The organism is Pseudomonas sp. NFPP28, assembly GCF_900115535.1.
Classification (GTDB): domain Bacteria; phylum Pseudomonadota; class Gammaproteobacteria; order Pseudomonadales; family Pseudomonadaceae; genus Aquipseudomonas; species Aquipseudomonas extremorientalis.
In genome coordinates, this window is sequence record NZ_FOWT01000004.1 from 566656 (window position 1) to 581129 (window position 14474).

At 59.5% G+C, this 14474-nt stretch carries 11 protein-coding genes; 5 read left to right on the forward strand and 6 right to left on the reverse strand.

Annotated elements, in window-relative coordinates; genetic code table 11:
* Positions 1-11 precede the first annotated feature (11 nt).
* The 5 genes from BM110_RS13975 to BM110_RS13995 form a co-directional block, all read right to left on the reverse strand.
* Positions 12-1547: an MFS transporter gene (locus tag BM110_RS13975; protein ID WP_093513617.1), complete on the reverse strand. Its 1536-nt coding sequence runs from the start codon at positions 1545-1547 to the stop codon at positions 12-14.
* 102 nt (positions 1548-1649) lie between these two features.
* Entirely contained in the window at positions 1650-2570 is a 921-nt protein-coding gene (locus tag BM110_RS13980) for a LysR family transcriptional regulator (RefSeq protein WP_071489597.1), read from the reverse strand.
* Between the two features lie 51 nt (positions 2571-2621).
* On the reverse strand, positions 2622-3470 hold the full coding sequence (locus tag BM110_RS13985) for an ABC transporter permease (protein WP_071489596.1): 849 nt from the start codon (positions 3468-3470) through the stop codon (positions 2622-2624).
* A 12-nt stretch (positions 3471-3482) separates the two neighbouring features.
* Complete coding sequence (locus BM110_RS13990) at positions 3483-4334, reverse strand: ABC transporter ATP-binding protein (RefSeq protein ID WP_071489595.1); 852 nt, start codon at positions 4332-4334, stop codon at positions 3483-3485.
* A gap of 26 nt (positions 4335-4360) precedes the next feature.
* Positions 4361-5254, reverse strand: a complete 894-nt coding sequence (locus tag BM110_RS13995) for a TauD/TfdA dioxygenase family protein (RefSeq protein WP_071489594.1) — start codon at positions 5252-5254, stop codon at positions 4361-4363.
* A 367-nt stretch (positions 5255-5621) separates the two neighbouring features.
* Between BM110_RS13995 and BM110_RS14000 the strand changes: the two genes are divergently transcribed.
* The 5 genes from BM110_RS14000 to BM110_RS14020 all read left to right on the forward strand — a co-directional run bounded on the left by BM110_RS14000 (position 5622) and on the right by BM110_RS14020 (position 12200).
* Complete coding sequence (locus tag BM110_RS14000) at positions 5622-6332, forward strand: GntR family transcriptional regulator (protein ID WP_071489593.1); 711 nt, start codon at positions 5622-5624, stop codon at positions 6330-6332.
* A gap of 314 nt (positions 6333-6646) precedes the next feature.
* Positions 6647-7405 carry a DUF3050 domain-containing protein gene (locus tag BM110_RS14005; RefSeq protein ID WP_092248771.1) on the forward strand — a complete coding sequence of 253 codons (759 nt, stop codon included), beginning with the start codon at positions 6647-6649 and terminating at the stop codon, positions 7403-7405.
* Complete coding sequence (locus BM110_RS14010; protein ID WP_092248774.1) at positions 7402-8349, forward strand: diiron oxygenase; 948 nt, start codon at positions 7402-7404, stop codon at positions 8347-8349. The genes BM110_RS14005 and BM110_RS14010 overlap by 4 nt, the downstream gene beginning before the upstream one ends.
* Positions 8346-11723, forward strand: coding sequence for an amino acid adenylation domain-containing protein (locus BM110_RS14015; RefSeq protein ID WP_093513611.1), 3378 nt, complete (start codon positions 8346-8348; stop codon positions 11721-11723). Before BM110_RS14010 ends, BM110_RS14015 begins: the two co-directional genes overlap by 4 nt.
* Positions 11724-11741: 18 nt before the next feature.
* Positions 11742-12200 carry an SRPBCC family protein gene (locus BM110_RS14020; protein WP_092248780.1) on the forward strand — a complete coding sequence of 153 codons (459 nt, stop codon included), beginning with the start codon at positions 11742-11744 and terminating at the stop codon, positions 12198-12200.
* Between the two features lie 44 nt (positions 12201-12244).
* Here BM110_RS14020 and BM110_RS14025 read toward each other — a convergent pair whose 3' ends face one another.
* On the reverse strand, positions 12245-14125 hold the full coding sequence (locus BM110_RS14025) for a methyl-accepting chemotaxis protein (RefSeq protein WP_071489588.1): 1881 nt from the start codon (positions 14123-14125) through the stop codon (positions 12245-12247).
* Positions 14126-14474 lie beyond the last annotated feature (349 nt).

Below are 14474 nucleotides of genomic sequence, written 5' to 3' on the forward strand. Positions count from 1 at the left end.
AGTCCTTTCAATCAAGTCGGTGCGCGCGGCGGAAAAATCCGCGTGGGCATCCAGAAAATCAGCAGGATCAACGCCACCGCGACCGCAGCCATGGCGTAGTACAAATCCGAAGAAGTCAGCACCACGGCCTGCTCATGCAGGCGGTGCGCCAGGCCCGGCGCATCGCCGTCGGCCAGGGGCGAATTGCCCAGACGATCGACCAACATGGTCGAATGGAAGTGCAGGCGCTGGGTGGTCAAGGTATCGAGCACGCCGGTGGCGATCACGGCGGCCAGGCCCTTGATGGTGTTGAACCAGGCCGAAGCAAACGGCCCGTCCATGGGCTGGATGCTGCCGGTGGAGAGCATCAGCAGCGGCAGCACGGCCATCGGTTGCCCGAAGATTTGCAGCAGGTACAGGCCGTAGAAGTCGTCGCGAATCCACGCTGACGTCAGATGCGCACTGCCCACGCAGCACAGCACCAGCATGCCCAGGCCGATCCCCAGCACCCAGCGGCAATCGACCCAGCGCAAGTTGCACAACGCCGCCACCAGCGGCAGCGCGATCAACTGCGGGATCGCCATCAGCAGCATCACCGGCGCGGTTTGCAGTGGACGGTAACCCTGCACCTGAGCGAGAAAACTCGACGGGATGATGATCACCGAGGTCAACACCATCAGCACGCCCGCCAGCACAATCAGGGCGAACGCCAGGTTGCGCAGGCCGAGCATCTGCAGCTTGAAGAAGGGAATGGGCTGCGACCATTCGTTCAGCATGAACAGCACCAGCAACACCCCCCCGCCACACAGCAGGAAGGTGATCAGGCCCGACTCGAACCAATCCAGGCGGTTGCCTTGCAGAATGCCGATCACCAGCATGCAAATCGCCGGGAAGCCCAGCAGCAGGCCGCGCCAGTTGAACTGCTTGAAGCGCTCCAGACGCAGCGGGTCTTGCGGCAGACCATAGGCCACGGCGGCCATGGCCAGCAGGCACGGCGCGACGATTTGCCAGAATGCCCACTGCCAGCCGACGTACTCGGTCCACAGGGCCGCCAGCGGTGTGCCGAGGCTTGGGCCGAAGGTGGCGGTGAGTGCGTAGCCGGCCAGGCCGTACAGCTTGACGTTGGCCGGCAGGAAACGCAGGGCCACGGTCATCAGCATCGGCGGCAACGCGCCGCCGGCCAGGCCTTGCACGGTACGCAAAACCAGCAGGCTTTCGTAGTTCGGCGCGAACGGGCACAGGATGCCGAGCACCGTGAACAACCCGATGGCATACAAGGTGAAGCGACGCAGGGAAAACGTTACCGAACACCAAGGCGCAAAGGCCATGGCCGCCACGGAAGTGGCGGTGTAGGCCGCGACCAGCCAGGTGCCTTCGTCAAACCCGATGTACAGCGCGCCACGGATATCCGCGAGAGCCACTTTGGTGACCATCTCGTTGAGACCGGAGACCAGCACCGCCAGTAACACCCCGACCAGGCCGATGATGATGCGCGGGCCGAATACGGGCGGGGTCATGGCAGTGGGTCTGGCTGCGGCCGCAAGGGTGGGGGCAGCGAGGGAAGTCATGAACAGGTAACTCGGAATGATCAATACCCGAGCAGTTTAATCAGGCACACACATGACAAAAAGTTACTTGTTGGCAGGATATAAGTGCGCCAAACGCAATTCTCAGGCGGGCTGGGCTTCGAGCCACGTGGCGTGACAGCTCTCACGCATGGTTTCACGCAGCCATTTGTGGGCGGGGTCCTTGTCGAAGCGCGGGTGCCAGGACTGGGCCAATACCAGGGTCGGCAACGAGATCGGCAAGGCGAAGGCGCGCAGTGGCAGTTTCAGGCGCGTGGCGCTCAGCAGCGCTTCCTTGGGCACCGGCAACAGCAAATCGGAATCGGGCAGCATGAACATTGCACCGTGAAAGCCCGGAGCGATCATCGCCACGCGACGTTCCAGGCCCTGGGCGTTCAGTGCGGTATCGATCGGCCCCCGCGCAATACCGCGCCGCGAGATGCTGATATGGGAATAGCTGGCGAAACGTGCAGCGGTGATTTCCTCATCGAACAACGGATGGTCCTCCCGCGCCAGGCCGACGAAGGTAGTGGAGAACAGGTTCTGCACCTTCACTTCAGGGCTGGCGGGCATGGTGTTGCTCACCCGCAGATCCAGGCGACCTTCGCGCAGCGCCTCGTCGTCGGTGTCGCCTTCGGGCACGAAGCACAGTTCGCACAGGGGGGCCATGCGCTCCATGGTGTCGAACAGGCGCCCGCCATACACACCGATGAAAAAGTCATTGGCACGCACGCTGAAGCGGCGACGCAGGGTGCTCAGGTCCACCTGGTCCGCCGAGCGGAACAGCAGCGCCGCCTGCTCCACCACATTGCGCACCTGGCCTTGCAACTGCAGGGCCTTGGGCGTGGGCACCAGGCCACGACCGGCGCGCACCAGGATCGGGTCGCCCACGGCTTCGCGGATACGCGTGAGCGTGCGGCTCATGGCCGCCGGGCTGAGGTTCATGCGGCGCGCGGCACCGACCACGCTGCCCTCGTCGAGCAGGGCGTCGAGGGCGACCAGCAGGTTCATGTCCGGTAGTTGCATGCCAGGCACTCGTGATCGGTGGCGCGTGAATTTGACGCAATCGTAGCGTATTCAACGTTGCATGCCCCAGCGTTTCACGGTCAAGCGCTCGAATGTGTCGAACACCAGGTTCTCCACCAACAGTCCGATCAGGATCACCACCGCCAGTCCGGCGAACACCTTGTCGGTGTACAGCTCGTTGCGGTTCTGGAAGATGTACCACCCCAGGCCACCCTTGCCGCTCGTGGCACCGAATACCAACTCGGCGGCGATCAGGGTGCGCCAGGCAAATGCCCAACCGATCTTCAGGCCCGCGAGGATCGACGGCAGCGCCGCCGGGATCAGGATGAACAGCACAAAACGCATGCCCTTGAGGCCATAGTTGCGACCGGCCATGCGCAGGGTTTCGGACACGCCGAGGAACCCCGAGTAAGTATTGAGTGCCAGCGCCCACAACACGGAATGCACCAACACAAAAATCAAGCTGTTCTGCCCCAGGCCGAACCACAGCAGCGCCAGCGGCAGCAACGCAATCGCCGGCAACGGGTTGAACATCGAGGTCAGGGTACTCAGCAAGTCGCGTCCCAGTTGGGTCGACACCGCCAGGGTGGTCAGGGCGAACGCCAGCACGATGCCGATCAGGTAGCCTTTGATCAGCACGGCCAGCGAGATGCTGACTTTGCTGAGCAATTCACCACTGAGCAGGCCGTCGTACAGCGCATGAAAAGTCTGCAAGAAACTCGGCAACAGCAGGTCGTTGTCCTGGTAGCGTGCAACGGCTTCCCAAAGTATGGCGAGCACAATCAGGATCAGGCCCTTGCGCAGCCAGCCTTGTTGCCACAGGCGCTGTCGCAGGGGCAACTCGCGTTCCACAGGGACGCTGAGCAGCGGTTCCAGGGTGATTTCAAATTCCTCGCGCATTGGGTTGACCCTTCAGTAAGCGATGCGGATATCGGCGAAACCCAACTCACGTTCGGCCTCGGGTGCTTCATCGAACAGCAGGCGATGAATGCGCCGCGCCGATGCCTGGAACGCCACGCCCCCAAGGCTGTGCAGGTCGTATTGATGGCTGTGGACTTCCGCACGTACGCGCCCGGGATGAGGCGACAGCAACAGGATGCGATTGCCCACCACCAGCGCTTCTTCGATGGAGTGGGTGACGAACAGCAGGGTAAAGCGCACCTCTTCCCAGAGCAGCAGCAACTCTTCCTGCATTTTGCGTCGGGTCAGGGCGTCGAGGGCGGCGAAGGGCTCGTCCATCAGCAGGATTTTCGGCTGCATGGCCAGGGCGCGGGCGATGGCGACGCGGGCTTTCATGCCGCCGGAAAGGGTATGTGGATAGGCATCGGCAAAGGCGCTGAGGCCGACTTTGTCGAGGTAGTGCAGCGCGCGCTCTTCAGCTTCGGCGCGCTTCAAGGTCTTCGAGGCCAACAGCGGGAACATCACGTTCTGCTTGACGGTTTTCCACGGCGGCAACTGGTCGAACTCCTGGAACACCACGATGCGATCCGGGCCGGGTTGCTCGACCTTTTGCCCCAACAGGCGGATCTCGCCTTCGCAGGGTTTGATAAACCCGGCGATGGACTTGAGCAAGGTGGATTTGCCACAGCCCGACGGGCCGAGCAGCACGTAGCGGTCGGCCGGGTCGATCTCGAAACTCACTTGGTGGGTGGCCCGCACCACCCGCTCGGGCGTGCGATATTCCAGGCTGACGTTATCCACCGCCAGCAGCGGCTGCGCCGTGTTCAGAGTGCTGGCCGCGTGGCCTTGCAGGGGCATGTTCATTTCATCTCACTTGGCGCAAATGGGGATCAGAAAGGCGCATCGCCCTGGATGGTGGTGCGAAACAGCTTGCGGCGCAGGTGGCTTGGGCAGCCGGCGGCCAGGTGGATCAGCGAGCGGTTGTCCCAGAACACCAGGTCGTGGGGCTGCCATTGGTGGCGATAGATGTTGTGTGGCAACACGCTATGGGCGTAGAGCTGGGCCAGCAGGTCACGGCTTTCGTCTTCCGGCAGGCCGACGATGCGGGTAGTGAACCCTTCACTGACGAACAGCGCCTTGCGGCCGTTTTCCGGGTGGGTGCGCACGATGGGGTGCACGACTTCCGCGACCTGGGCGAGCTGCTCTGGGGTCAGCGTGGGGCGCCAGTTACCTTCGAATTTGGTCTCGCTGTAACGCGCGGTGTAGGAATGCGCGGCGCTGCGGCCCTCGACGGCTTTACGCAGGTGCTCGGGCAACTGGTCCCAGGCTTTGTGCATGTCGGCGAACAGGGTATCGCCACCTTCAGACGGCAGTTCCTGGGCGTGCAGCATCGAGCCCAGGCTCGGCAGCTCTTTGTAAGACAGGTCCGAATGCCAGAATTTTCCCGCATCTCCCAGGCCGATGGATTGGCCGTTTTCGATGATGTTGGAGACGATCAGGATTTCCGGGTGGTTGGCCAGCAGGAACTGTTTGAGCACGTGGATCTGCAGCACACCGAAGCGGCGACTGAAGGCAATCTGTTGTTCGGGGGTGATGCGTTGGTCGCGAAACACCACGACGTGGTGGTCCAGGTGCGCTCGATGGATGCGGGTGAAATCCTGATCGTTGACCGGACGCGACAGGTCCAGGCCGATGATCTCGGCGCCGACACTGCCGGAAAAAGGAAGAATCTCGAAGGTTTGGGCGGTGGCGGTCGCTGTTGGAACAGTAGAGGTGGCGGACATGAGGTCACTCCCGGTCAGTCAGGAGAGCGACTTTATAGATATAAGAACCTCAATTTAAATACCGTTAATGAATATCCATATGCAGGAAAGTACCGTGAGAACTCACCCCTCTGGCACCTGGGAAATAAATTGCAACGGCAAAGTGTTTTGAGTACATCGCCGGCGGTCTTGCCATTGGTGGCTGCTGGAACAGGCTCAATGAACCTGGTTGCGTAAGAAGCCATAAATGCCGGCTGTGGGCGCTGAGAGCATGGTGTTGAACCGCTTACAAGCCGAAACCGTGCCCGTTTGACAAGCTCATGGGCAGTCTCTAGTGTGCATTGGATCCAATTAGCTACCCAATTAGAAAAAGGAGGATAGCGTAACCGTGACGCAGAAGCCGAACCCTTTGAACAGCATCAAGATAAGCGGTCCTATTCCCGCGCATCTTGCTCGTTCCGTGATTGAAGAAACCTTGCGCAACGCCATCCTGGATGGTCGATTGCCCTGCGGTACCGCTATGCGTCAACAGGAACTGGCCAGCCTGTTCGGAGTCAGCCGCATGCCGGTGAGGGAAGCCTTGCGCCAGCTGGAAGCCCAATCACTGCTGCATGTGGTAACGCACAAAGGCGCCGTGGTTGCCCCCTTGATCGAGGACAACTCGGCCGAGACCTATGAACTGCGGATGCTCCTGGAATCTGAGGCGCTGCGCTTGTCGATTCCTTTGCTCACCGAGGCCGATATTGCCGAGGCGGACGCCATTATTTGTGCTCTTGAGCAGGAAAAAGACTATGCCGAAATGGGCCGCCTCAATCGACTGTTTCACATGGCCCTCTATGGCAAAGCCCCGAACCAAAGGCTACTCAAATTGGTGGAGCATGGGTTGAACGAAGAGGAGCGTTTCCTGCGTTATAACCTTGAGGCCATGGGGCTGGGCGAGACGTCCCAGGAAGACCACCGCGAACTGCTGAACCTGGTGGCGCGGAAGAAAACCCAGGAAAGCATCCTGACGCTGCGCAATCACTTGATGCGAGGCATGGAAGTGATCACAGCGTACCTCAATGGTCTGGATGCCCAAGGCAAGAAAGATACGCAGTAAGGCACACGGCCCTCTTGCCCCGACCTTCCCTGTGGCGGGGCATCCTGACTGACGGTGAGCGCCTCGCCCCGAAGAAACTTCCCACTTACAACCAAGACGCCAACTTACATAAATATTATTTAGAAAAACTTCTAACATATTTGTATGTTCGCCAACTTGTTTAACCCGCTTATTATATTTATTAACAACCCCGGCACTCGTCATATTTAGCGACCCTGCACGCCAGCAGCCGTTTAACAACGACTTCCCCCTGCCAACCATAAAGAACTCATCGCTGTTTACACAGCAGACGCGACAACTTATAGGCATCAACCATGCATCAACCGTTACTTGAAACAGCAAAACTGCAGTTATGCAGTCATTCGTTATTTTCAGAAATAACTTCCTTACGGAAGTTACAACTTTTCATGGAGAGCCATGTATTTGCAGTCTGGGACTTCATGACCCTCGCCAAACGCCTGCAACAGGATCTGACCTGTACACGCCTGCCCTGGCTGCCACCGACAGACCCGCTGGCCGCACGTCTGATCAATGAGATCGTATTGGGCGAGGAGTCGGACGAACATCCCGCGCAAGGCTATTGCAGCCACTTCGAACTCTATCTGGAGGCCATGGCCGAAGTGGGCGCCAGCACCACGTCTATCAACCGCTTTATTACGCTGCAACGCCAAGGCCTGGAAGCACATGCTGCCTTACAGGAAGTCGAGGTTCTTCCTGGCGTGGCGCGCTTTGTCAGCGACACCTTGAACCTTGCGCTGAGCGCTCCCACCCATTGTGTGGCTGCAACATTCCTGTACGGACGCGAGCATGTCATCCCGATAATGTTCGAGCGCATCCTGCAATCCGATCAACGCCTCCACCACCAGGCGCCTACCTTGTGCGCCTACCTCAAGCGTCACATTGAGATGGACGCCCAGGAGCATGGGCCGGCCGCCGAGCGGTTGCTCGAACGGCTCGCCAGCGCAGACCCGGCGCACGCGCAACAGGCCCATGACGCAGCCCTTACCGCCATGGAAAACCGCATCGCGTTCTGGGATGAGGTTCAGGGCTCGTTGCAAGAGGTGCGCCCATGAACACCGGCGACTACCCATCCATCGCCGACGACTGGGAGCGCCGTGCAACCATCCGTACACGCCCTCGCCGTTTGCTGGAAAACGATGACAAGCTGATCTACCCACTGTGCCGCCAACCGTTGGTGCTCAGTGCGACTTTTCTTGAACACTGCCCGCAATGGCGCGATTTCGTGCTGGTGCAGAGCTTCTACAAGTTCATCAACGACGTGGTGATATTCGAGACGGAGATCGTCGACAAGACTGCGCGCAGCATCGCCAAGAACCGCTTCTCGATCCCCTTCCCGCTGGCGTGCCGCGTTGATGCAATGACAGTCGTCGTGGACGAGGACTACCACGCGCTGGTCGCACTGGATTTCCTGCAGCAAACCGTGGCCCTGACCGGCATACAGCCGTTGGAGCTACCCAGGCAAATCGAATTGACCCGCGCACTGCCGACAGCACAAGCCCAGGCGCCAGCCCATCTGCACGATGCAGTAGAACTGATTGCCGTGGCCATCGCCGAAAACACGGTGACCCATGATGTAGCAGCATTCTCCAAGGACAGCAGTGTCAAAGCCTCCATCCGTGGCTTGATGGCCGACCACCTGTTTGATGAAGGCCGCCACGCGCACTTCTGGACGCGACTCGTACGCATGTATTGGCAAGCCGCGAACGCGGACGATCGCGACAGTATTGCCAAGGTACTGCCGACGTTCCTGGCTCAGTACCTGACGAACGATCTGCAAAAAGACTTTGACCTTCACTTGATCGAACACCTCGACATCGACGCCAGCCTGCGCAACGCGTTGCGCAATGAAATCGCCGCGCTCACCTTCCCCATCACCCGCCGGCACCCGTTGTTGAGCAATATCCTTGACTTCCTGCAACACAGCGGTTTGCTGCAGACACCGAGCGTGGTGCACGCGTTGAAAGACTATTTGCCGATGCCCGGGGGCGCGACATGAAGCGCCTGACAATCGGATTTTCCGGTGCCAGCAGTGCCTTGGACGCCATCAGACGGGAGCTGGAACAGCATGGGCATGTCTCGAGCGATGAAGGCGTCGACCTGTGGATAGACGACGGACGTCAGCCGCTGCGGGACCCGACAGACCCAACCCCAGCGTTGAGCCTGCGCCTGGGCGTTGGCCCGGTACCCGACTGCGGACTGCCCGCGCTGCAGTTGCGCGCCTATGGAGCCAGCCGGAGCTTGTCGGGAGTCCTGGACATCGCCGACGAACCAACGGGCAACGGGCAACGGTTACGCCAGCAAGTGAGCCACGCATTGGTGGAATGGGTCGCGCTGCACGTCAGTCGTTTCTCACGGGACCCTGGATATTTCTCCGTGAGTGCGGTTGCCAATGACTGGCCAGAGCAGGGTTTGGATGCGCTTGACGCGCTGGCGTTTGTCCATCGATTCAACCGCACCGAAGACCTCGCTGTACTGCGCGAAGCTCAGGTGCCCTTGATTGAACGCGTGCAGGCCAGCCTCCATAGGTCCGCTGATCGACCGGCGCTGAGGATCGCCGGTAGTGTAGTGACCTACCGCGAGCTGCACGTCCAGGCCCTCACGATCCAGCAACAGTTACACCCCATGCTGGGCAATACGCAGGCGCCCCCCGTGGTTGGCGTGTGCCTGGAAAAATCCATCGAGTTGTACGCGAGTATCCTTGCGGTGCTCGGCTGTGGAGCGGTGTATCTACCGCTGGGCCCGGACCACCCGCCACAACGCCATCAAGTCATGCTCGAGACCGCAGGGGCGCATGTGTTGCTGGACGCCGGTCAACATCCTTTGCGAGCGCACTTCACTGCACTGGATGTCACCCGTCTCGACCTCAGGCATGTCGACCTCACGCTTGCGCTGATGCCAGCTCGCCCCCACCCCGATGCGCCCTGCATGACGCTCTTTACGTCTGGCACCACAGGCCAACCCAAGGGCGTGCTGCTCAGCCAGGCAAACCTGGCGCATTTCACGGCCTGGTTCAGGTCCTGTATGAACGTGGATGACCAGAGCCGTGTCTTGCAGTTCTCACCATTGAGCTTCGACTCATCGCTGATCGATATTTTCCCCGCCCTGATAGCGGGTGCCGAGTTGATCGTCCCCAGCGCCGAGCAACGGCACGCCCCTGAGCAACTGTTGGATCTGCTCCACCAGCAACGCGTCACCCATGCCTTTTTGCCGCCTGCGCTGTTGAGCATCCTGCCGCTTGATCAACCATTGGGCCTGACGCACCTGCTGACCGGCGGCGATGTGTGCGAACCCCATGTCATCGAACGCCTGGCAGGGCAGTGCCGGTTTCACAACCTGTACGGGCCCACGGAGACCACGGTGCTGGCCACCCATCGGACACTGCTCCCCGGTGACTGCAACCGCAACCTCGGCTACCCCATCGCCAACAGCCAGGTGCTGATCCTCGATGACACTCTGCAACCGGTGGATGAAGAGGTGATGGGTGAGGTGTACATCGTCGGCCCCGGAGTCAGCTTGGGGTATGTGGGCACGTCGCAACCGTCTGCCAGTCCTTTCGTGGAACTGGCGGTACCAGGGAGTCAGCCACTGCGGGCCTACCGCAGTGGCGACCTGGCACGATGGACCGCCGACGGGATCGTGCTGGGTGGACGGCGTGATGACCAAGTGAAAATCCGCGGGTTTCGGGTCGAGCCGCAGGAGATTGAACAATGCCTGCGCAATAGTCGGCTGTATCGCCAGGTGGCGGTAGTAATCGACCGGGACAGCAGGATCCGCAGCTACATCGCCCAGCCTGAACCAGACGCGAGCGTGGCCGCCCTGAAGCACCATGCACGACAATGGCTGCCAGACTACATGCAGCCGGGCTTCTGGGAGGTGTTGCCCCACCTGCCGTGCTCCGTCAATGGGAAAGTCGACCGGCCGGCATTGCTGGCACTGCCGATTCGGTCTGCGTTGCAAGCAGACGGCAGTGCCGCGAAAAGTCCGCTTCACGTTCGGTTGTCCCGCTTGTGGAGCGAGCTGCTGGCAGTGCCCGCAGGTAATCTGTCTATTGACCAGAGCTTCTTTGATCTCGGCGGGCATTCGATTTTGCTATCGACCTTGCTGCTGCGTGTTCGCGAGCAATTCGGCCGTAGCTTTGTGTTGAGTCACTTTATTGAAGTGCCGACGATTCGTACGCTCGCAACGCTGGTGGAGAACGGTGAACGACCCGATGCAGGATCCGGCCGGGCCGCCCGTGATGCTCAATCGGAGTGGGTGCTCGACACGTTGCCCGAGGACCGTGCAGGTGATCCGCACAAAGTGATCGTGACCGGAGCCAACAGTTTTGTGGGTGTCCATATCGTCGAAGCATTACTGGCCGCTGGTGCAGCCGAGGTGGCGTGCCTGGTACGTGAGGAACCGGGGCGGTCGCCAATGTCACGACTCATCCAGGCGTTACATGAATACCGCCTGGAGCATGTGGACCTGAGCCGAGTGAAGGTATATGCGGCCGATATCAGCCAACCTCGATTGGGCCTGGCTGACGCTGTGCATGAGTCTCTCGCCAGAGACTTCGGCGTGCTGGTCCATAACGCGGCGCGGGTCAATCACGTGATGGACTATGCGTCACTGACGCGGGACAACGTTGACCCCATACGCGAATGCCTGCGCTTGTGTGAAACCCACCGCAAGAAAGTCTTCAACTTTGTCTCGACACTGTCGGCCTCAAGCAGTGTCGACTCGCAGGGCTATGTCCTCGAAGCACCCGCCTCTACCACGCTGCCGCTGTACATCAAGAATGGCTACAACCTGTCCAAATGGGTTGCGGAGCGACAGTTGGGGCATGCGGTGGCGCGCGGTGCCTGGGTGAATATCCATCGTCCCGGCAATATCAGCTTCAACAGCCGAAACGGTGCATGCCAGCCGCAAAAAAATCGCCTGATGCTGATGCTCAAGGGGTCACTGCAACTGGGCCTGCTGCCCCGGCTGGCGCTGAACTTCGACCTGATGCCGGTGGACTTTCTGGCTCGCTTCATTGCATTCCACTGCACCCGCTTTCACGCCAGCCGGAGTGTGTTCAACCTGCATAACCCACAACCGTTGAGCTGGGCGCACTACCTGGATGCGTTCAGTCGGGCGGGCCATCGCTTCAAGCGAGTGGGCATAGCGCAATGGCAGCAGGCGCTGCGAACGGTAAGCCAGGACAACGCACTGTTTGGCGTGCTCGGTTTTTACCTCGACCGCCTCGACGAAGACATCGGGGACACTTCAATGATTCGTTATGACAACGCGCGAATAGGTGTCCAGCAGATGGGTGAACACTACCCCGCAAAGGACACGGCACTGTTGAGCAAAGGCTGCAGTTACCTCAAGGCCATCGGCTTTCTTTGAATACCCCAGGACAACCTCATGAAACTGCTGCAACCCGATACATTAATCCGCAACCCGAGTGGCCTGCCGATAGTGGCGTCCGTTGTGGTCAACTGCTCCGCCTCTCGCCTGTGGGACATGGTGGGACGATTTGCCGGCTTCGATATGTTCATTCCGGACTTGAGCCATATCGAAATGATGGGCTCAGGCGTGGGCGCCTTGCGGACAAAATTCTTCCGCGATGGCAATTGTGTAGTGGAGCAACTCAATAGCCGGGACGAGCAGGCTATGCACATGACCTGGACCACGATCTACAACACCCTGGGTGTGGCCAGACTATGGGCGGCGATCCAAGTGGAAGCAATTGAAGCGGAGCGCGCCAAGGTGATGTGGACAATTATTGCAGAGCCCACAGAGGAGGCGAACGAGGGGTTCGAACAGTTTGTGCAAGGCTTTGCCAGCAGCGCCCTGGACAATGTCCGTCGAATGCTCAGCTAAACGGCAGGAGCGACTCGATGCGCCCCCGCCGTTGAATCAGCGGGTCATATCTTGAAGCTATCGACCAATTGCTTCAAACGATTGGCCTGCTGCGACAGGGCATCGCAATCCTTCAGGGTTTCATTGAGATTCGCCACGCCCTGCTGGTTCAGCAAGTTGATCTGATTGATGTCCACATTGAGGGTTTCCACCACGGCCGTCTGTTCTTCAGTAGCTGCGGCGACAGACTGGTTCATGCCGTCGATCTCAACGATCCGCTGCGTCACACTTACCAGGCGCTCACCAGCCTGGTTCGCGACTTCTACGCTTTCTTCGCTGGAGGCCTGGCTGGCGTTCATGGTGGTGACCGCTTCGCGCGAGCCTACTTGCAGCGAAGTGATCATTTTGTGGATCTCCTCGGCCGACTCCTGGGTGCGGTGAGCCAGGTTACGCACCTCGTCGGCGACCACTGCAAAGCCTCGCCCGGCCTCACCTGCACGGGCGGCCTCGATGGCAGCGTTAAGCGCCAGCAAATTGGTTTGCTGGGAGATGCCTTTGATCACATCAAGGATGTGACCGATGTTGTCGGTGCTGGCGTTCAGGGTCTCGATCTGGGTGCAGGACAAGCTGATCTTTTGCGACAACTCAGACATGGCAAGGATGGTCTGCTCGACCACTTTGCGGCCATCGTCGGCCTGCTCGCTGGCACCACTGGCGTGTTGTGACGCATCGGCGGCGTTGCGCGCGATTTCCTGGGTGGCGGCACCCAGTTCATTGATCGCTGCGGCGACGCTGTTAGTGCGCGCGCTTTGCTCGTCGGAACCGACGATTGAGGCATTGGACGAGGCCATCACACGCTGGGACAAGTCATGCACCTGGCGGGTAGCCGAGGACACTTCCGAAATCGAAGCATGGATGCGCTCTACGAACTGATTGAACGCACTGCCGACCTCGCCAAATTCGTCCTTGCTGGTGACCGCCAGACGACGGGTCAGGTCACCCTCACCCTGGGCGATATCCTGCATCGCCACGCCCATAGTGGTCAGGGGTCGCAGCAAGACTTGAATCAGCAAGCTCAGGAGCACGGCAATCGCAACCACGGCGATCAACATGGCAATCAACGCAGATGTCCGGAATTTGCCCAGTGGTGCGTAGGCTTTGTCTTTATCAATCGACAGGCCGATATACCAATCCGCGCCTGGCAAGCCGCTGATAGGGGTGAATGACAAGATTCGGTCCTGGCCATTGAGAACGACGTCCTGACTGACCTTCTCAATGCGCACTTGGGTGCCGGGGTAGATGTCCTTGAGGTTTTTCATCACCTGGTCCTGATCGGGACTGACGATGACTTGCCCGTCACCACTGACCAGAAACGCATGACCAATGCCACCAAAATCCACCGAGTTGATGATCTTCACCAGGGTCTGCAGACTCAGGTCACCGCCGACCACACCGAGCAACTCGCCGTTCTTTTTCACCGGCATGGCAATGGTCACGATCTGCCCACCCACCGCTGCCATATAGGGTGGCGTAAGCATGGGTTTATCTGCTGCTACGGCTTGTTTGTACCAAGGGCGCTGACGGGGGTCGTAGCCGTCGGGCATTTTTGCGTCAGGACGTTGGGTAAACACGCCGTTGGTTTGGCCAACATAGGTGAACTGGAAGTTATCAGTGAACGCCGGCTGATCAACCAGGCCAGGAAGGTCGGCACCACTGCCTTGGTGAGCAACGTTTTGCGTAAGGCTTTCGAGTACCAATATTCGGCCACTAAGCCAGTTCTGCACACTGCTGGCAGTGAGTTCACCGGATTGCTGGATGGACGACTCCAGGTTCTGCTTGATCGTGCTGCGCTGCAGGTAGTCGTTGTAGAGGGTGAATAACGCGAAGGCCAGAACCACGACGCCTGACGCGGCCAACAGAATTTTATGACTGAACTTGAGATTCATTTCATCGACTTCTTTTGCCAAAGGGGGGTGAGCGTGCCGAGCGGAACATTCCATGTAACGGTATAGGCAGCTTCTCGGGCCGCTCTATTTCGGTGCACGCATGGCTCGTCAGGCTTTCGGCCAAGCCGCGGTAAAGCTTAGAAAATTGTGAGACGTTTCTGATTTTTAAGCAGGAAACTGACCAGCGGTAGGCATGTGTGAGGAAACTAAAAATTGTGCCGACTTATAGCCCCAAACGACAAAACCCCTGTCTGCGCTAGCAGACAGGGGTTTTGGAATTCAATCTTGACGATGACCTACTCTCACATGGGGAAACCCCACACTACCATCGGCGATGCATCGTTTCACT